Raw genomic sequence first — 16,716 nt, forward strand, 5'->3', positions numbered from 1 at the left:
GAGTAATGGTTGCGATATATTATCACTTCTTCCTAAATTATATATTTGTCATTAAAAGAGCTAATTATCTTAAATGTTGACTAATTGTTGTATATTTAAGAATTACGAACATTATCTTCTTCTACATTTAATCATCAAATAAATTTTTGTTTGTAATGTTGGAAATGGGTTGCGGAGGTATTTAATGACGGTAGTAAAAGATACTTTGTTAATTGTCATCACTGTATGTGTTAGTTTTTCTTGGCAGATATCTAGCGTCTATTCTCAGTCTATTGTTAGTGACGATAAATTGCGGCCTTTAAATAAGACATCTACTGCTATACAACCACGAAATATGCTTAATCATGCGCAACAATGGGTTGCTGATGCCAATGCAAATATAACACAACTTAAATATTCAAAAACCTTAGTTGAGTTATATTCGTCGACAGGATTTAGTCAATTTTGGCAAAACGAGCGAACAATCAATGATTTTATTGATCAATTACGAATCATTAGTTTATCTCAAACGAATAAAGAGCTAACAGCAAGATATCACTTACTTATTCAGCTACAGCCGCAAAGAAACTGGCAACAATATGATATTGTTGCAATGGATACCTTATTAATTTATCTCAGTTTTATTGAACAATTACAGGGCAAGGGAAAAATGTGGTTATTTGGTGAAAAGCCACCGTCACAACTTCCAATACCAAGTCAGACTGTTATTGAAAATATTTTGATGAATTATGAAAACAATCAATTTAATCAATTTATTGATCGCCTAAAACCGCAAACGACTGAATATAAAAAATTAGTTGCATCAATTAACCGTTTAGAGTCAACCCCAACGTTTAGTTGGCCAGTTTTTTCTTTTCATGGTCAAGCTGAACCAGGTAAGAAAATCCAATTTATGTCGAATTTAGTTACAGTACTTAAACAGTTAGGGGATCTTACACCACGAGAAGCTAAGCGTTATCAACAGCAGTATAAATCGCGTTATACTGGCAGTTTAGTATTGGCAGTAAAGCGCTTTCAAGCTAGGCATGGTTTAAACAGTGATGGTATTATTGGTACACAAACCCAGAAATGGCTCACATTAAATGCTACTCAACGGGTACGGTTATTAGCATTAAATGCACAGCGGTTACGATTATGGTCAACAAAAATTTATACCGGTGTTGTTGTAAATATTCCTAATTATTATATGAACTTATGGCTTGATGGTCGTTGGATCATGAACAGTAAAGTGATTGTTGGTCGACCAACACGACAAACACCAATATTTAATTCAAGGATTAATTCAGTGGTATTTAATCCATATTGGAATGTGCCTAATTCAATTACCAAAAGAGATATATTACCTAAGGTTAGACGCAGCCGTAGTTATTTAAAACGCCATAATTATGAGGTTATTCGTAGCTGGGGAAGTTCTGAGAAAATAAATATTAATTCAATACCTTATAATTTATTTTTATCGAATAAATTCCCATACCGTTTGCGTCAAAAGCCGGGTAAAAAAAATGCATTAGGATTATATAAATTTAATATACCTAACAATCAAGCTATATATCTGCATGATACGTCATACCCGATATTATTTAATAAGCATGAGCGTGCACTGAGTTCTGGTTGTGTGCGTGTACTTGAGTCTAAGTCATTAGCATTAGCATTATTAGAGTATTCTGGCAAAAGTGAATCGCAATTTAACACATATTCTAGAAGTAAAAAAACGCGCACAATTAGACTAAGTAAAAATAAAAAAGTTCCAGTGGAAATTATTTATCAAACAGTATGGATTAATGATGAAGGGGAAGTGAATTATCGATTCGATATTTACGAATATGATAAAGAGCAGCAAAATATGATGCCATTAATCTCTGCTTACAATAATAATTGAGTGTAAGTTAATGATATATTAAAAATCGAGATATAAGTTTTATTTTATGTGACTTATGCATTTGACTGATTTAATAACTGAAGATAATGTTCTGCGACATTGGTATATGAATTGCTTTTTGAAATAAAGATCATTTTTTCGGTTGTGTAAGATATGTCAAACTTAGATATTAGTCGTCGTAAATTTTTAACATTAGGTGGATTAGCAGTAGGTGCATGTGTATTACCTAATATTGCTGTTGCTAGTCCTTTTCAAGCGACAACACCTCGTACAATGTTAGTGCGCAATTTACATACTGGTGAAGAATTAGAAACTAAATACTTCAATGGTAAAACTTATGTTGGTAAAGAGGTTCGACGCTTGGATCATCTTTGCCGTGATTTTCGCCAAAATGAAATTGCTCGTATAGATCGCCGTTTATATGATGCAATTGCACAAATTCAATCTTATCTCGGTCATGAAGGCTATGCTCAGCTTTTTTCTGGTTATCGTTCACCTAAGACTAATAAGATGTTGGCAAAGCGTGGTGGGGTTGCAAAGAAAAGTTACCATATGAAGGCACAGGCTATCGACTTTAATCTTGAAGGTGTTCCTTTAGCGAAGATACATAAAGCTGCATTAGATTTAAATATTGGTGGTGTGGGTTATTATCCAAATAGCCAATTTGTTCATATCGATACCGGACCAGTACGTAATTGGAGAGGGTAGTTTATTCGTGTATCAATCTGTATTTTTAGTCATATTCATGGCATGCTTCGCTGCATAATGTCTCAGCTAGGAAGTATGAATGAGTCTTCAATACAAAATTGTGCCAGTAACACCATTTCAGCAAAATTGCTCTATTGTATGGTGTGATGAAACTCACCAAGCCGCGATTATTGATCCTGGTGGTGATATTCAGCAGCTTCAGCAAGTGGTTGAAGAACTTGGTGTTAACGTTACTCAATTATTATTAACCCACGGACATTTAGATCATGTCGGTGGTACAGCACCTCTTGCTCAGATATTGAATGTGCCTATTATTGGCCCTCAACGAGATGATGAATTTTGGCTGCAAGGTTTACCTCGTCAAAGTGAAATGTTTGGTTTTCCATTGACGGAACCATTTGCGCCAACACAATGGTTAAATGATGGTGATATCGTTAAGGTTGGTAACCAAACCCTACAAGTGTTTCATACTCCAGGCCATACACCTGGGCATGTAATCTTTTATAGTGCGGATGCTCAAGTTGCATTTGTTGGGGATGTGCTATTTAAAGGTGGTATCGGTCGTACTGATTTTCCACAAGGTGACCATCCAACATTAGTTAACTCGATTAAGACTAAACTGTGGCCTTTAGGCAATGAGGTTACATTTGTACCTGGACATGGTCCTTTATCTACTTTTGGCCATGAGCGCGTAACAAACCCGTTTGTAGCTGATGAAATGCCGTTGTATTAATGATTTGGTTAATAATGTGTTAGCTAAACATTTAAAATAGATTAACTTGAGGCCATTGATAACTTTGATTATCAGTGGCTTTTTTTATTAGTTTATTTATTGAGCAATAATTAACATGTCAAAAACTTGCGTGCGGTTATTGTAAACGGTATTTTATGCGCATTAGAGTTGGCTTTGTTCTTTTTAATGCTCATATAGGTATATTTCGCCATGATTACTGTTGCTTTAGTTGATGATCACGTTATTGTCCGTTCTGGTTTTGCGCAATTATTATCATTAGAGTCAGACATAAAAGTGGTCAGTCAATTTAGCTCCGCCCAAGAAGCGCGTGACGGATTAGCTAAGCAAGTTGTTGATGTGTGTATTATTGATATCTCAATGCCAAATGAGAGCGGTTTGACATTACTTGAAGACTTATCACGACATATGGCATGTATTATGTTAAGTGTCCATGATACGGCAACGGTAGTGAATAAAGCACTGACTACTGGAGCAAAAGGCTATTTAAGCAAGCGCTGTAGTCCTGATGAGCTTATCCAAGCAGTACGAAAAGTCGCTATTGGCCAATGTTATTTAGGAGCTGATATAACGACTCAGTTGGGTAACGTTGATCCTTACCAACAATCTGTTGCCTGTTTAACCAAACGTGAACGTCAAATAAGTGAAATGCTCGCAACAGGCTTAGATGTAAAAGCGGTTGCGATTGAGTTAGGGTTGAGCCATAAAACTGTTCATGTGCATCGTTCTAATGCGATGGATAAGCTTAATGTGAGCAATAATGTTGAATTAGCCAAATATTTTCCACAAGAAGTGTTGTAATGCGGCAATATATACTGACCTCATTAGGTGGATGTCTATTTTTTATTTGCAGCTGGTTTTGTTTGTGGGTAATTGCTTTTTATTTTGTCGGTGATCCTGCACTTGCTATTTTATTGTTCCCTTTTGCATTACGGTTAGGCTTAACTTTGCATACTGCTGCTCGTTATTGGCTAATTATTTATATTGCTGAGTGGGGGCTAATTGTTTTACTTGCTAAAGTGCTGAAGGATTTATCATGGTGGCCAATATTAATAGCCAGTGGTTTATCGTGGCCATTATTATGGTGTTTACGACGTTATTATTATGGCGATCAGTGGCGACAATTATTAGTCATGGCTGTGAGTATTATATCAACCGCCACGATTAATGTTGTAGTGGTGATCGTGTTTAGTTCTATTCACTTAATCTCAGTATCACCTGCCGGGATGATCTTTCTTATTAGTATCACTGGCGGCTTAATGTTAGTGCCAACATGTTATTTATTATGGAGCTTTTTATTTAGCCGTTCTTGGATTCCACTGACTGTTGCTTTAATTTCTCGCCCCTTAGAATTACGCTATCGTGATCTATGTTTATACGCATTACTTTTTATTGCTAACATTTTTTTGCAAATAAACTTACCAGAAGAATTAAGTCGCTTTGCGCCATTTTGCTTAGCGATACCCATTATTGTGTTTGCTTTTCGACACGGGTGGCAAGGGGCATTATTAGGCACGCTACTTAATAGCATTGCCTTAATTGCGGCGCGAAGTGATGTTAATAATATGGAAATCACCGATTTATTATTATCGCTATCAGCGCAAAGTCTAACCGGTATTTTGTTAGGTCTAGGCATTCAACGTCAACGGGATCTTAACCGCAAACTGTCTGCAGAGTTAGGGAAAAATCATGTATTATCGCGACAGTTAATTAAAACAGAAGAATCAGTCAGACGAGATGTCGCAAGAGAATTGCATGATGAAATTGGCCAAAATATTACCGCAATAAGAATGCAAGCGAGCATTTTAAAGCGAGTTGAAACAACCCCTGTTACTCAACAATGTGCTTCGACTATCGAACAGTTATCGCTCAATGTTTATGATACGGCCAAAGGCTTGTTATCACGATTGCGACCTAAGACACTGGATGATCTTGGTTTAGAAAAAGCGGTTGAGCAAGTGGTCTGTGATTTAAAGTTAGAAGATAAAGGCGTAGATGTTGCAATGGCATGGGGGCACTTTCAGCAACCATTGTGTGATACCACTAGTGTGACGCTATACCGTATTTGCCAAGAAGCCTTAAATAATATTGCTAAATATTCACACGCGACAGAAGTTATTATTGAATTAAATATTGACCAAAAAATCAGATTACAAATTGAAGATAATGGTATTGGATTTAAAGCAGAAGATGCCTTCAAGGGGTTTGGTTTACGAGGTATCCGTGAGCGGGTAGAAGTGTTAGGCGGGCAATGTTCAATTATCAGTAATCATTATGATGAATCTCAGCATCTTGTATTACCAAAACAAGCAACAGGCACAACATTGGTAATTGTATTACCGTTGACATAACCATAAACGTATTTATATTCTCAGGTGTAGCATGGCTGATTTATCACATTCGACAATAGAACAACGTTATAAATATTGGCGTTTGCATATTATGGTGAGTATGTATATTGGTTATGCTGGATTTTATTTAACCCGTAAAAACTTCACTTATGCTATGCCTGCAATGATTGCTGATTTAGGTTGGGATAAATCAGACATCGGTATGATGGGGACTTTATTCTACCTTACTTATGGCTGTTCAAAATTTATATCAGGAATGATATCTGATCGTTCTAACCCGCGTTATTTTATGGGCACTGGCTTAATTGCTACCGGTATTATTAATATCTGTTTTGGTTTTTCAAGTTCGATTGTGGTGTTTACGTTGCTGTGGGTCGCTAATGCTTGGTTTCAAGGTTGGGGGTGGCCTGCATGTTCTAAACTGCTGACGAGTTGGTATTCGCGATCTGAGCGTGGATTATGGTGGTCATGTTGGAATACCGCCCATAATGTTGGTGGTGCATTTATTCCGTTGCTGGTTGGCTTTTTAACGCTGCATTATGGCTGGCGCTATGGCTTTTTTATTCCTGGTATCATTGCGATTGTGATTGGTCTTGGCTTATGTTGGCGATTGCGAAATAAGCCAACAGCGATGGGGCTACCCAGTATTGGTTCATGGCGTCATGATCATTTAGAAATAGCTCAAGAAAATGAGGGTATTGGTCTTTCTCAACGGCAAATATTATTTAAATATGTATTAACTAATAAGTATTTGTGGCTACTTGCGATGAGCTATGTGTTAGTTTATATCGTGCGAACAGCAATTAATGACTGGGGAAATCTCTATCTAACCGAACAGCATCACTATAGTTTACTATCTGCGAATGGCGTATTGTCATTATTTGAGGTGGGTGGATTCTTAGGTTCGTTGGTTGGCGGGTGGGGAGCTGATAAATTGTTTGGTGGTAATCGTGGCCCAATGATTTTACTGTTTGCGATGGGCATATTCTTAGCGGTTGCGGCGTTATGGATAATGCCAGTGACGAGCTATATATTACAATCGGGCTGTTTTTTTGCGATTGGTTTTTTTATCTTTGGGCCACAAATGTTGATTGGTATGGCTGCTGCTGAATGTTCTCATAAAGACTCTGTTGGTGCCGCTACGGGTTTTGTGGGGTTATTTGCCTATATGGGAGCGGCGTTAGCTGGATATCCGCTGGCAATCATTATGAACCATTACCATTGGACTGGTTTTTTTGTGGTGATATCTGTGGCATCAGCTTTTATTGGATTATTATTATTACCTTTTCTTAAAGTACAAACGGCCACTAATATATCATCCTCATAATGTTAAGCAGCTGCCTTATAACGACGTAATAGCCCAATAAAATCAGTGATAGGTCGATCAATAACATCGTCAGCGATAAAAAAATCAAATCCAAAGAAGATTCTATTATAACGCATTCGATTGGCAAGCATGGCTTGTAGTCCACGAAATTGCTCACCATTGGTTGTTATAAAAGGTGAGTCATCAAATAGCATGTCTTCAAGTAGATAGGGGGAATCTGGCTGAGATTTAAGTGCCATAACCAATAAAACGCGTTGTTCTAGTAAAATTCTTGAGGCGACACGTGGGCAAATGGAGCCAATAAAATCATCATAATCTGTTAAGCGAATACCTATCCAAGGTAGGGATGTGTACCAGCCCTGAGTACCCAGCGTTGCATGACCGATATCGGCAATATTGTGCCATGTTGTTGTCCATCCACCGTAACGACTATGATATTGGCAGTGCATAAAAGACAATGTAAAACTGATGCTTGGCGTATTCATCAGTTTTATCATCAGCAGTAACATTAGCATCATTAAAATAACCATAATACCAACGCTAAGCGCTGATAATTGCGATTTGAAATAACTTACAAAAGCGAGGGTTATCGTTATTATGGCGATAAACAACCCAATATAATGTTTGGCTGTTAATTTTTCCGCATGAATATGAAGCGTCTTCATTACGACCTCCTTTGACCATTATTGCTATAATAATTCTATCAATGCTGTTATCAAATATATTTTAGACGTGTATTTTTAAAACGTATTTCGATGAATATGACGATTTTTAGGCTTTTTTTTACTTATACCATGCCAAAATTCATGATTATTTGACTTTCATTTGCGAGTGATCATATTTATTGATGGATAAATAATCGTTTACTGGTAATTGCGAAATAACCTTGGTATAAAACGCGCTCACTTTTTCTCGCTGAAAATAGTGGTGATCGAAAGTAGTGTAACGGAGCAAATAAAAACATGAGAATTTCTCACAAACGTAATATCCAGCGAAAACTGCATAAACAGAAACCCCTTTTAACTCATACCACCTCTGCAGTTAACGATACTCTAAACATTGAAACTGTTATTGAAAAAGTAGAGGCTGCAGTTACTATTCAGCCAGTTGTTGCTTCTAAACCAGTGGTGACATTAACGCCTAAACAACAACAGGTATTAGACATTATTGTTAAAAATATCGATGGATTAAATCCAAAAGGTATTGGTTTACAAGCAGGCCAGGAAGATGCAAAAGCGGCTTCTTGGGCTACCGGTGCGTTAAAAAAACTAACTGAAGAAGGGTTAGTAGAGCGTATCCAGTTGGCAGGGAATAAAGTGTTATATAAAGCACTTTAAGAGATGCCAATCCCGCTTCTCGTTAAGAAGCGGGTCTTTTGTTGTTTGTTTCAATTCTCCCCGCAATGTTATTTTTTTCATCTCTCTAATACTACAGTTATTATTTAGACTATTATTATCTTTAATAGATAAAACTTACGGTTGTTTTTTACTCTGCTATAACTATTAGATGGAGAGTGATTCTCAAGGAGTGCGCAAAATTCGGAGAAACTGATCTTATGACGATGATAAGTGCAAAGGAATTTTCTGGTTGGCTACTTGAACGATTTGCAGATGACACACAGGGAGTATCTTTCAGTCGCGAAGATATCAATATGCTGACGGGAAGACAGAGTTTTTCTCTTGGCTATATTCACGATATACATTATGAAGTTATGCGACAAGGGATGGCGTTTGTCACTGACACAACAAGAGAAATGTTTTATCTAGTACCAATAACACAGCGGCCTTGGCGTGAACAACTAGAGAAACATTATGAACATGATCTTTATTGTAATGTTCTACCATTAAACAAATCAGGCTAATATTATTATTACAATAGTCGATAAAAAAGAGGATAAATATCCTCTTTTTTATGGTTTATGTTAGCTATTATTGCTTATAAAACGGCAGCAATTCCTTGACACAATGGCAGCATGTTTGATTTTGTCATGCCTGCAACACTGATACGGCCAGAACCAACTATATAGATAGCAAACTCGTTTTTAAGACGATTGACTTGATCTTTGTTGAGGCCTGAAAATGAGAACATGCCATTTTGACGTTCAATAAAACTAAAGTCAGCGTCTACGCCACATTGTTTTAGTGTTGCTACAAAAAGTACTCGCATTTCTTGAATACGATCGCGCATGTCGGCAACTTCCTGTTCCCATTCTGCACGTAATACAGCATCGCTTAGAATTTGAGTAACAATGGCAGCACCATGTGCTGGTGGGTTTGAATAAATAACGCGTGCAATTGACTTTACTTGGCTAAAAGAAATCGTAGCTTGTTCGGCATTTTTAGCTACTAAGGTAAAAGCACCGACACGCTCGTTATAAAGACCGAAGTTTTTAGAAAATGAACTTGCAACAAGGAGTTCTGGCACTTGATCTGCAAAGATACGTAATCCTTGAGCATCTTCTTCCACACCACGAGCAAAGCCTTGGTATGCAAAATCAAACATGGGTAATAAGCCTTTATCTAGGCAAAGTTTAGCCAATGTTTGCCATTGGGTATTGGTTGGATCAATCCCTGTTGGGTTATGACAACAACCGTGAAGTAAAACAACATCGCCTGCTTTTGCCTGATTTAGATCTGTAATCGTCGCATCAAAATCAATATCTTTTGTGTCAGCGTTATAATAACCATACGTTTTTGTCTCTAAACCTGCTGCACCAAAGACACCATGATGGTTAGCCCATGTAGGATTACTGATCCAAATGGTAACATCACCTAATTGGCGTTTAATAAATTCAGCCGCAACGCGTAGAGCGCCTGTACCACCAGGAGCTTGTGCTGTTTGAATACGTTTCTCTGCAATAAGGGTAGAGTCTGCGCCAAAGAGAAGTTGTTGCACAGCTAGACCATATTCAGGTGTACCTGGAATACCCAAATAAGATTTGGTTGTTTCTTGAGCTAATAGAATAGCTTCTGCTTTTTTTACTGTCGCTAAAACAGGTGTATTACCTGCTTCATTTTTATAAATACCTACACCGAGGTTAATTTTATGTGTTCTAGGATCAGCTTTAAAGTCATCAGTTAAACCGAGAATTGGATCAGCGGGTGCAGCTGTAATCTTTTCAAACATATTTTTCATCCATGGGTAAGTAAATAGTTATATCTCTATTTATACCCTTAGTGATAGAACCTTGACAAGAGGATGCAACAAATTTGTGAATATATATTTATATTTTCTGTACATTTTTACACTAAACAGAAGTTATGGTATTGACTAAGATGCTCCATGAATACCAAATTTAAACAATGGTAACTTGATTACGACCATTGTTTTTAGAATGGTAAAGTGCTTGATCAGCTGCTTTATAAGCATCATTGAAATGGATGTTTTTTGCGCTAATACCACCAATAGACACGCTAATATCAATATCAGAGATAGGATATAACGCAATTGAGTCACATATTTGTTGAGCTTTTCTCGTAAGTTGCCCACGATTCATTTTTGGGAATGAAAGCATAAATTCTTCGCCTCCCCAACGAATAGCAATATCATTATTACGAATACAGTTATTAATTCGTTTGGTTACAGCACGAATAACTTCATCACCAACCTCATGACCATAGGTATCATTCACTTTTTTGAAGTAGTCAATATCAATGATTAATAAATTAAAATTAGACTGATTAAGTAGTTTTGTTTCATAAAAGTCACGACGATAAAATTGAGTCATTTGATCATAATGTAAAATAAAGTTTTTATTCGCAATAAGTTTTGTTAAAGAGTGATATAAAAACATTAATAATATAGAAGGTAAAAAGGTGAATTTTAGCAGGGTATAAAAATTAATGCCTAAATGTATAGGATCAACTTCAGAGCATGGTAATAATTCTTGGGTTTGATAAATGTTATTATTATTCATATTAATAATTGTCATTTTATTACGATTATAATCATCTAATGTGTTCTTAAACATTGAATTATTAATATCAATAGCTAATAAAGCGTCTAGTTTTTTATTATTATATATAGGAAAATAAACAGTACGAATAATTTGATCTGTGCTTTGTTCAGTGTATATATCCGTTAGCTTTATATTACAGCCATAAAATGATTGATAGGTATCCATAAGACCTTCATTTTTAACAATAGAGTTAAGTGCCACATGATCATAGAGTTTTAAATACACATCACGAAGTGGATCAAAATGTGAATATTTAGCAGATGTTTCAAAAACAGCTATTGTCCAAATATGGTTTTCAGTCAATTTATCTATTTGTAAACGTAGCTTGTTTATACCTGTTGATAATATTTTTGCTTGTGTTGACGCGTTTACAACTACAGAAACACCGTTAAATAAGTATTGGCCTTCTTTTAAATCTTCTGTACCGGTATTATTATAAAAATAACCAAAGCGACGAGCAGCAGAATAGAGATTATTTAAGGTTGTGATATATTGGCCATGTAATTTATTAATATTATAAATGTTATAAATAAAATAAAGGCTAGAGCTGATTATAAAAAAGAAACAAAAAAGCTTAAAGTGACGTAGCGTTTTCTTGAAAAAATCCTTTATATTTATAATCATGACTATCCATGAGGTTTAAAATATCGATAGTTGCATTTTATAGATTCATACAGCACGTTAAAATGAAAAATACTTGTCATATCCATGAGTTTATTTTATGTATGGTATACAGATGCTCTGCAGGCATTAAATAGCATATTGTGCATAATAAAAATTGTAACATAATGATTATTAAACTATTTATTAGATAATAGTGTACTGATTTTAATCATTGTATTTTGAGTAATAGAGTGCCTTATCGGCAATTTTAATTAAGTATAAAAAAAGCCACTTAGAAGTGGCTTTTTGAACTGCGAACTTACTATGAAAATTAGAAGTTTGCTGAACGTGGAGTACGTGGGAATGGAATCACGTCACGTACGTTACCCATGCCTGTTACGTAAGAAACTAGACGCTCAAAGCCAAGACCGAAGCCCGCATGAGGAACAGTACCGTAGCGACGTAAATCACGGTACCAACCCATGTGCTCAGGGTCGATACCCATAGCAACCATACGTGCATCAAGAACGTCTAAACGCTCTTCACGTTGAGCACCACCGATGATCTCACCAATACCTGGAGCAAGAACATCCATTGCTGCTACTGTTTTACCATCATCGTTTAGACGCATGTAGAAAGCTTTAATGTCTTTCGGGTAGTTCTTAACGATAACCGGTGCTTTGAAGTGCTCTTCAGCAAGGTAACGCTCGTGCTCAGAAGACATATCGATGCCCCACTCAACATCGAATTCAAATTTCTTACCAGAATCTAGTAGAATTTGGATTGCGTCAGTGTAATCAACTTGTGCAAAATCAGCGTTAACAAACTGCTCAAGGCGAGTGATTGCATCTTTATCAATGCGAGAAGCAAAGAATTCAAGATCATCACGGCGCTCTTCAAGAACAGCTGCGAAAACATACTTCAACATGTCTTCAGCAAGTTTTGCTACATCGTTTAGATCAGCAAAAGCAACTTCAGGCTCAACCATCCAGAATTCTGCTAAATGGCGGCTAGTGTTTGAGTTTTCAGCACGGAATGTTGGACCGAACGTGTAAACTTTGCTTAATGCACATGCATAAGCTTCAGCATTTAATTGGCCAGAAACGGTTAAAAATGTTTCTTTACCAAAGAAGTCTTTATCGTAATCAACGTTGCCTTTATCGTTTAAAGGTAGATTGTTTAAATCAAGTGTTGATACACGGAACATTTCACCAGCACCTTCACAGTCAGATGATGTGATAAGTGGTGATGATGTCCAGAAGAAACCTTGCTCGTGATAAAAGCGGTGGATCGCTTGAGCTAGACAGTTACGAACACGTGCTACAGCGCCAATCACGTTAGTACGTGGACGTAGGTGGGCAACTTCTCGTAAATACTCAATTGAGTGGCGTGTTTTTGCCATTGGGTAAGTGTTAGCATCTTCAACCCAACCGACAACTTTAACTGCGGTTGCTACTAGCTCAAAATCTTGACCTTTAGCAGGAGAGGCAACAATAGTACCAGTGACTTCAACAGAGCAACCCGTTGTTAATTTAAGTACTTCTTCCTGGTAATTATTTAACTCATTAGAGACCACGGCCTGAATCGGGTCGAAACAAGAGCCGTCATAAATGGCAAGGAAAGAAATTCCAGCTTTGGAATCACGACGTGAACGGATCCAGCCACGAACAGTAATTTCACTGTCAACTGCTAGCTTACCGCTTAATACGTCTGTTACAGGCGCGTAAGTCATGTTTAAGTTATTCTCCGTTTAGGCACTCACTTTGGAATTAAAGTATGACGTGCTTAAAGATATCGTTGTGTTAGTAATATTACCTTTCTTACGTCAAGCATCAAGCATTGATCTCACTAGATTGATAAATTGATGTGGGAAAGTGATAATTTACACACAAGGTTGGTTAAGAAACGATCATTTTAGCAATGATAATCAAACAGAGGCTTATCATTGCGTTATTATTTGTTGAAATTATAGTGTGATAATTTTAAAGGCTTTAGTTAAGCAATCGCTAAATATTTATGGGTTTGAATTGATAAACGCCAATTACGTGCGATACAGGTTGAAATACATAACTCAGTCGCGCGAGGCTTTTGACTGATAGGTTGTAAAGCAATAGTGACATCATTACGTAATGTTGCAGTTGCCAAAAGAGCGTCTAATTGATCAATATCTTTTTGTGTACCAACAGGGTGTTTAACTTCGTTAGCACGGGCTAGTGCTGAGGTTAAAACTGGTAATTTCGCTTTCATATTGATTTTTGGTGATACCGTAACCCAGGTATTATTACTGGTTAAAATAGCGGAAGTACCACTGGTTTCTATTTGGCAATTAAAGCCTGCTGCTTCTAATGCAGTCGTTAATGGACGTAAATCATAAATACAAGGCTCGCCACCGGTGATAACAACGTGCTTAGCCGTATAACCTTGAGCAATTAATAAACTTACAACACCGTCAGCATCAAGCTGTGTCCAAAGTGGTGAGTCTTCTGTTTTTACCATAATGCGATCAACGCTGACTAAATCTTCAGGTTCAGCTGTCCATGTTTGTTTGGTATCACACCATGAGCAGCCAACAGGGCAGACTTGTAAGCGAACAAAAATAGCAGGAACGCCGGTGAATACACCTTCACCTTGAATGGTTTCAAAGACTTCATTAATTTTGTACACGTGGAACCTCATATTCTCTACCGCTACTTTTGTCATTACCAATGAGAAACTATAGTAAATACGCTGAGTAAAAGTACGTAAGAGATTAAATTTGCTAGTTGAATTTATACTCGACGAAATGTCGATTTATCATTATGTCAGAAGCGAAAGCGGAAGTCTTTAGGGATTCATCGTGACGTCTGTCACGTCCTGAGAACAAGAGACTTCACAATTAGTTCGCAAAGTAAAAAAATTAGAAACTAAATGATATTTAGCGCTGTTTTTTCCCTAGGAGTATCGACATGTACGTCGCTCAGCCAGGTCATATTGATCATATTAAAAGAAATAATGCCGGGAGCGTATATAAACTTATCGATCTGTACGGACCTATTTCACGGATTGAATTATCTAAACGTAGTCAACTTGCTCCCGCGAGTATTACCAAAATAACCCGTGAATTAATTGAAGCTCACTTAATAAAAGAAACGCAATATCAAGAGTCGACTAGCCGTGGCCGTCCTGCAATAGGGCTTGTACCAGCTAATGAAGGTTGGCAATTTCTATCGATTCGATTAGGTCGAGGTTATTTAACCATCGCGCTACACTCATTAAGTGGTGATGTTTTGGTTGAGGAACGACAAGATATTAAGCAATTGCAACAAGATGATGTGGTATCTAAATTATTAACTGAAATTAATGTGTTTTTTGCCCATCACGTTAGTGCGTTAGATCGTATTTCAGCGATTGCTGTTTCATTGCCAGGACTCGTCAATGCTGATGAAGGTATCGTGTTGCAAATGCCGCATTACACTATAAAGAATCTAGCGTTAAGTGATGTTATTCATCAGGAAACAGGATTACCAGTATTTGTAGGTAATGACACTCGATCATGGGCATTAGCTGAAAAATTATTTGGTAATTCACAGGGAATTTCAAATTCAATTTTAGTGTCAGTGCATCATGGTGTTGGCGCAGGGATTATTTTAGATGATACGGTACTTCAAGGTCGAACCGGTAATATTGGTGAATTAGGTCATATTCAGATTAAGCCTTATGGTAAGCGCTGTTTTTGTGGCAATCATGGCTGTTTAGAAACCGTTGCAAGCTTGACTGCAGTATTAGAACAGACTGCGCTTCGTTTACAAGAAGGGCATGCCTCAACACTTGTTGAATCTACACTAACTATTGAAGCTATTTGTGATGCTGCTGTGGCTGGTGATGCTCTTGCTCGTCAAATTATCATCGATCTGGGGCATCATCTCGGGCAAGCGATAGCGATTATGGTTAATCTGTTTAATCCGCAACGGATTCTCATTGGAGGCGAATTAAATCGCGCTAAATCGGTCTTATATCCTGCAATAATGGAATGTATTGTTGGTCAAACATTGCCGATTTATAATCGCGATTTAGAGCTAAAAGAAAGTTGTTTTTATACACAAGCAACCATGCCTGGGGCTGCTTTAGTAAAACAAGCCTTGTATGACGGCCATTTATTAATGAAACTTATTGATGGCTAAAATTGCTCTTTAATTTCCATATAGCTTTCTCGTATATGCTCAATAAGGGCTTGAATGCGTTTGGCTGGTTTACGGGTATAAGGGTAAACGGCATAGATACCGACTACTTTTCCAGCATGGGCGGCTAATACTTCAATCAGCTTTCCTTGTTGTAATTCGTCATAGACTAAACAAGTTGGTAAATATGCAATGCCATTACCTGCGAGGGCCGCTTTCTTTAATGCTGCAGCATTATCTGATGAAAAGTTACCACTGACCTTATGGGTATAGATCTTATTCTGGCGAATAAATTGCCATTCAAAAGGACCTGAGCTTTGAGGGTTATAGCCTAAACAGTTATGACTATTTAATGCTTTTGGTGTTTCAGGTATTCCATGTTGTTCAAAGTAGGTTGGTGAGGCACAGATAACCCAGCGAGAGTTAAAAATATGTCGAGCAATGAGGCTAGAGTCTTCAAGGTAGCCTGTGCGAATAACCAGGTCGTAATTATCTGCAACCAAATCGACAAAGTGATTATTAAGTGACATATCAACGGTGAGGCCCGGATGCTTTTGACAAAAAGTAGAAACCGCATTCGCTAGCACCAGTTCGCCTGAAATACTTGGGACTGACATTCGTATTTTTCCTGAGAGTGCTTCACTATAGCCGGTGACAGAGTCAAACGCAGTTTGAGCAATATTACTGATACTTTTTGCTCGATGGTAGAGCACTTCACCAGGCTCGGTCAGTGTTAGTTTACGCGTGGTGCGGTAAATGAGTTGTAGTCCTAAACTGGTCTCAAGCTTGCTGATACGTTTACTGACAACAGATTTGGTGATGTTATTGAGTTCAGCCACTTTACTGAACGAGCCATGCTCAATAATTTGGGTAAAAAGAACGAGATCATCAATGGCAGGCATATTAATATTCCATGGGTCGGTTTATTGCCGAATTATACGCGAAAAAAACGCAGTCCGATAACTGCGTTTTTTCGTATTCC

The 16,716-nt window shown here is 37.3% G+C and carries 15 protein-coding genes; 9 read left to right on the plus strand and 6 right to left on the minus strand.

The window, feature by feature from the left end:
- Positions 1-184: 184 nt before the first annotated feature.
- The 6 genes from BTN98_RS03875 to uhpC all read left to right on the plus strand — a co-directional run bounded on the left by BTN98_RS03875 (position 185) and on the right by uhpC (position 7,016).
- The gene (locus BTN98_RS03875; RefSeq protein ID WP_060996525.1) at positions 185-1,879 is read left to right on the plus strand and encodes a L,D-transpeptidase family protein; all 1,695 of its coding nucleotides are present in this window, start codon (positions 185-187) and stop codon (positions 1,877-1,879) included.
- Between the two features lie 153 nt (positions 1,880-2,032).
- Positions 2,033-2,587 (plus strand): peptidoglycan L,D-endopeptidase MepK, encoded by a 555-nt coding sequence (mepK, locus tag BTN98_RS03880; RefSeq protein ID WP_060996524.1) that lies wholly within the window; start codon positions 2,033-2,035, stop codon positions 2,585-2,587.
- A gap of 79 nt (positions 2,588-2,666) precedes the next feature.
- Positions 2,667-3,320, plus strand: coding sequence for an MBL fold metallo-hydrolase (locus tag BTN98_RS03885; RefSeq protein WP_060996523.1), 654 nt, complete (start codon positions 2,667-2,669; stop codon positions 3,318-3,320).
- A gap of 210 nt (positions 3,321-3,530) precedes the next feature.
- A complete protein-coding gene (gene uhpA / locus BTN98_RS03890; RefSeq protein ID WP_060996522.1) occupies positions 3,531-4,139 on the plus strand; it encodes a response regulator transcription factor UhpA in 609 nt (202 codons plus the stop codon).
- A complete protein-coding gene (gene uhpB, locus BTN98_RS03895) occupies positions 4,139-5,689 on the plus strand; it encodes a signal transduction histidine-protein kinase/phosphatase UhpB (RefSeq protein ID WP_060996521.1) in 1,551 nt (516 codons plus the stop codon). Before uhpA ends, uhpB begins: the two co-directional genes overlap by 1 nt.
- 31 nt (positions 5,690-5,720) lie before the next feature.
- Positions 5,721-7,016 carry an MFS transporter gene (uhpC, locus tag BTN98_RS03900; protein ID WP_060996520.1) on the plus strand — a complete coding sequence of 432 codons (1,296 nt, stop codon included), beginning with the start codon at positions 5,721-5,723 and terminating at the stop codon, positions 7,014-7,016.
- 2 nt (positions 7,017-7,018) lie between these two features.
- On the opposite strand, the gene BTN98_RS03905 is transcribed toward uhpC, so the two are convergent.
- The gene (locus tag BTN98_RS03905) at positions 7,019-7,681 is read right to left on the minus strand and encodes a DUF2982 domain-containing protein (RefSeq protein ID WP_060996519.1); all 663 of its coding nucleotides are present in this window, start codon (positions 7,679-7,681) and stop codon (positions 7,019-7,021) included.
- Between the two features lie 297 nt (positions 7,682-7,978).
- On the opposite strand from BTN98_RS03905, the gene BTN98_RS03910 reads away from it, so the two are divergent.
- Positions 7,979-8,353 (plus strand): hypothetical protein, encoded by a 375-nt coding sequence (locus BTN98_RS03910; RefSeq protein ID WP_060996518.1) that lies wholly within the window; start codon positions 7,979-7,981, stop codon positions 8,351-8,353.
- Between the two features lie 218 nt (positions 8,354-8,571).
- Positions 8,572-8,877, plus strand: coding sequence for a hypothetical protein (locus BTN98_RS03915; protein WP_060996693.1), 306 nt, complete (start codon positions 8,572-8,574; stop codon positions 8,875-8,877).
- A 74-nt stretch (positions 8,878-8,951) separates the two neighbouring features.
- Here the strand turns inward: BTN98_RS03915 and BTN98_RS03920 are convergent, their stop codons facing one another.
- The 4 genes from BTN98_RS03920 to queE form a co-directional block, all read right to left on the minus strand.
- Positions 8,952-10,142 (minus strand): amino acid aminotransferase, encoded by a 1,191-nt coding sequence (locus BTN98_RS03920; protein ID WP_060996517.1) that lies wholly within the window; start codon positions 10,140-10,142, stop codon positions 8,952-8,954.
- Positions 10,143-10,311: 169 nt separating this feature from the next.
- On the minus strand, positions 10,312-11,598 hold the full coding sequence (locus BTN98_RS03925) for a GGDEF domain-containing protein (protein WP_060996516.1): 1,287 nt from the start codon (positions 11,596-11,598) through the stop codon (positions 10,312-10,314).
- A gap of 310 nt (positions 11,599-11,908) precedes the next feature.
- A complete protein-coding gene (gene asnS / locus BTN98_RS03930) occupies positions 11,909-13,309 on the minus strand; it encodes an asparagine--tRNA ligase (RefSeq protein ID WP_060996515.1) in 1,401 nt (466 codons plus the stop codon).
- Positions 13,310-13,572: 263 nt separating this feature from the next.
- Positions 13,573-14,241, minus strand: a complete 669-nt coding sequence (gene queE / locus BTN98_RS03935; RefSeq protein WP_082732082.1) for a 7-carboxy-7-deazaguanine synthase QueE — start codon at positions 14,239-14,241, stop codon at positions 13,573-13,575.
- Between the two features lie 281 nt (positions 14,242-14,522).
- Here queE and mlc point away from each other — a divergent pair, with 281 nt between their 5' ends.
- The gene (gene mlc, locus BTN98_RS03940; protein WP_060996513.1) at positions 14,523-15,737 is read left to right on the plus strand and encodes a sugar metabolism global transcriptional regulator Mlc; all 1,215 of its coding nucleotides are present in this window, start codon (positions 14,523-14,525) and stop codon (positions 15,735-15,737) included.
- Here mlc and BTN98_RS03945 read toward each other — a convergent pair.
- Positions 15,734-16,636, minus strand: a complete 903-nt coding sequence (locus BTN98_RS03945) for a LysR family transcriptional regulator (protein WP_060996512.1) — start codon at positions 16,634-16,636, stop codon at positions 15,734-15,736. The genes mlc and BTN98_RS03945 overlap by 4 nt on opposite strands.
- Between the last annotated feature and the right edge of the window lie 80 nt (positions 16,637-16,716).

It is taken from the genome of Photobacterium aquimaris (assembly GCF_002954455.1).
Classification (GTDB): domain Bacteria; phylum Pseudomonadota; class Gammaproteobacteria; order Enterobacterales; family Vibrionaceae; genus Photobacterium; species Photobacterium aquimaris.

Coding starts and splice junctions, on each gene's coding strand:
- BTN98_RS03875 (WP_060996525.1), top strand. CDS start 185: ATGACGGTAGTAAAAGATACTTTGTTAATTGTCATCACTGTATGTGTT.
- mepK (WP_060996524.1), top strand. CDS start 2,033: ATGTCAAACTTAGATATTAGTCGTCGTAAATTTTTAACATTAGGTGGA.
- BTN98_RS03885 (WP_060996523.1), top strand. CDS start 2,667: ATGAGTCTTCAATACAAAATTGTGCCAGTAACACCATTTCAGCAAAAT.
- uhpA (WP_060996522.1), top strand. CDS start 3,531: ATGATTACTGTTGCTTTAGTTGATGATCACGTTATTGTCCGTTCTGGT.
- uhpB (WP_060996521.1), top strand. CDS start 4,139: ATGCGGCAATATATACTGACCTCATTAGGTGGATGTCTATTTTTTATT.
- uhpC (WP_060996520.1), top strand. CDS start 5,721: ATGGCTGATTTATCACATTCGACAATAGAACAACGTTATAAATATTGG.
- BTN98_RS03905 (WP_060996519.1), bottom strand. CDS start 7,681: ATGAAGACGCTTCATATTCATGCGGAAAAATTAACAGCCAAACATTAT.
- BTN98_RS03910 (WP_060996518.1), top strand. CDS start 7,979: ATGAGAATTTCTCACAAACGTAATATCCAGCGAAAACTGCATAAACAG.
- BTN98_RS03915 (WP_060996693.1), top strand. CDS start 8,572: ATGACGATGATAAGTGCAAAGGAATTTTCTGGTTGGCTACTTGAACGA.
- BTN98_RS03920 (WP_060996517.1), bottom strand. CDS start 10,142: ATGTTTGAAAAGATTACAGCTGCACCCGCTGATCCAATTCTCGGTTTA.
- BTN98_RS03925 (WP_060996516.1), bottom strand. CDS start 11,598: ATGATTATAAATATAAAGGATTTTTTCAAGAAAACGCTACGTCACTTT.
- asnS (WP_060996515.1), bottom strand. CDS start 13,309: ATGACTTACGCGCCTGTAACAGACGTATTAAGCGGTAAGCTAGCAGTT.
- mlc (WP_060996513.1), top strand. CDS start 14,523: ATGTACGTCGCTCAGCCAGGTCATATTGATCATATTAAAAGAAATAAT.
- BTN98_RS03945 (WP_060996512.1), bottom strand. CDS start 16,636: ATGCCTGCCATTGATGATCTCGTTCTTTTTACCCAAATTATTGAGCAT.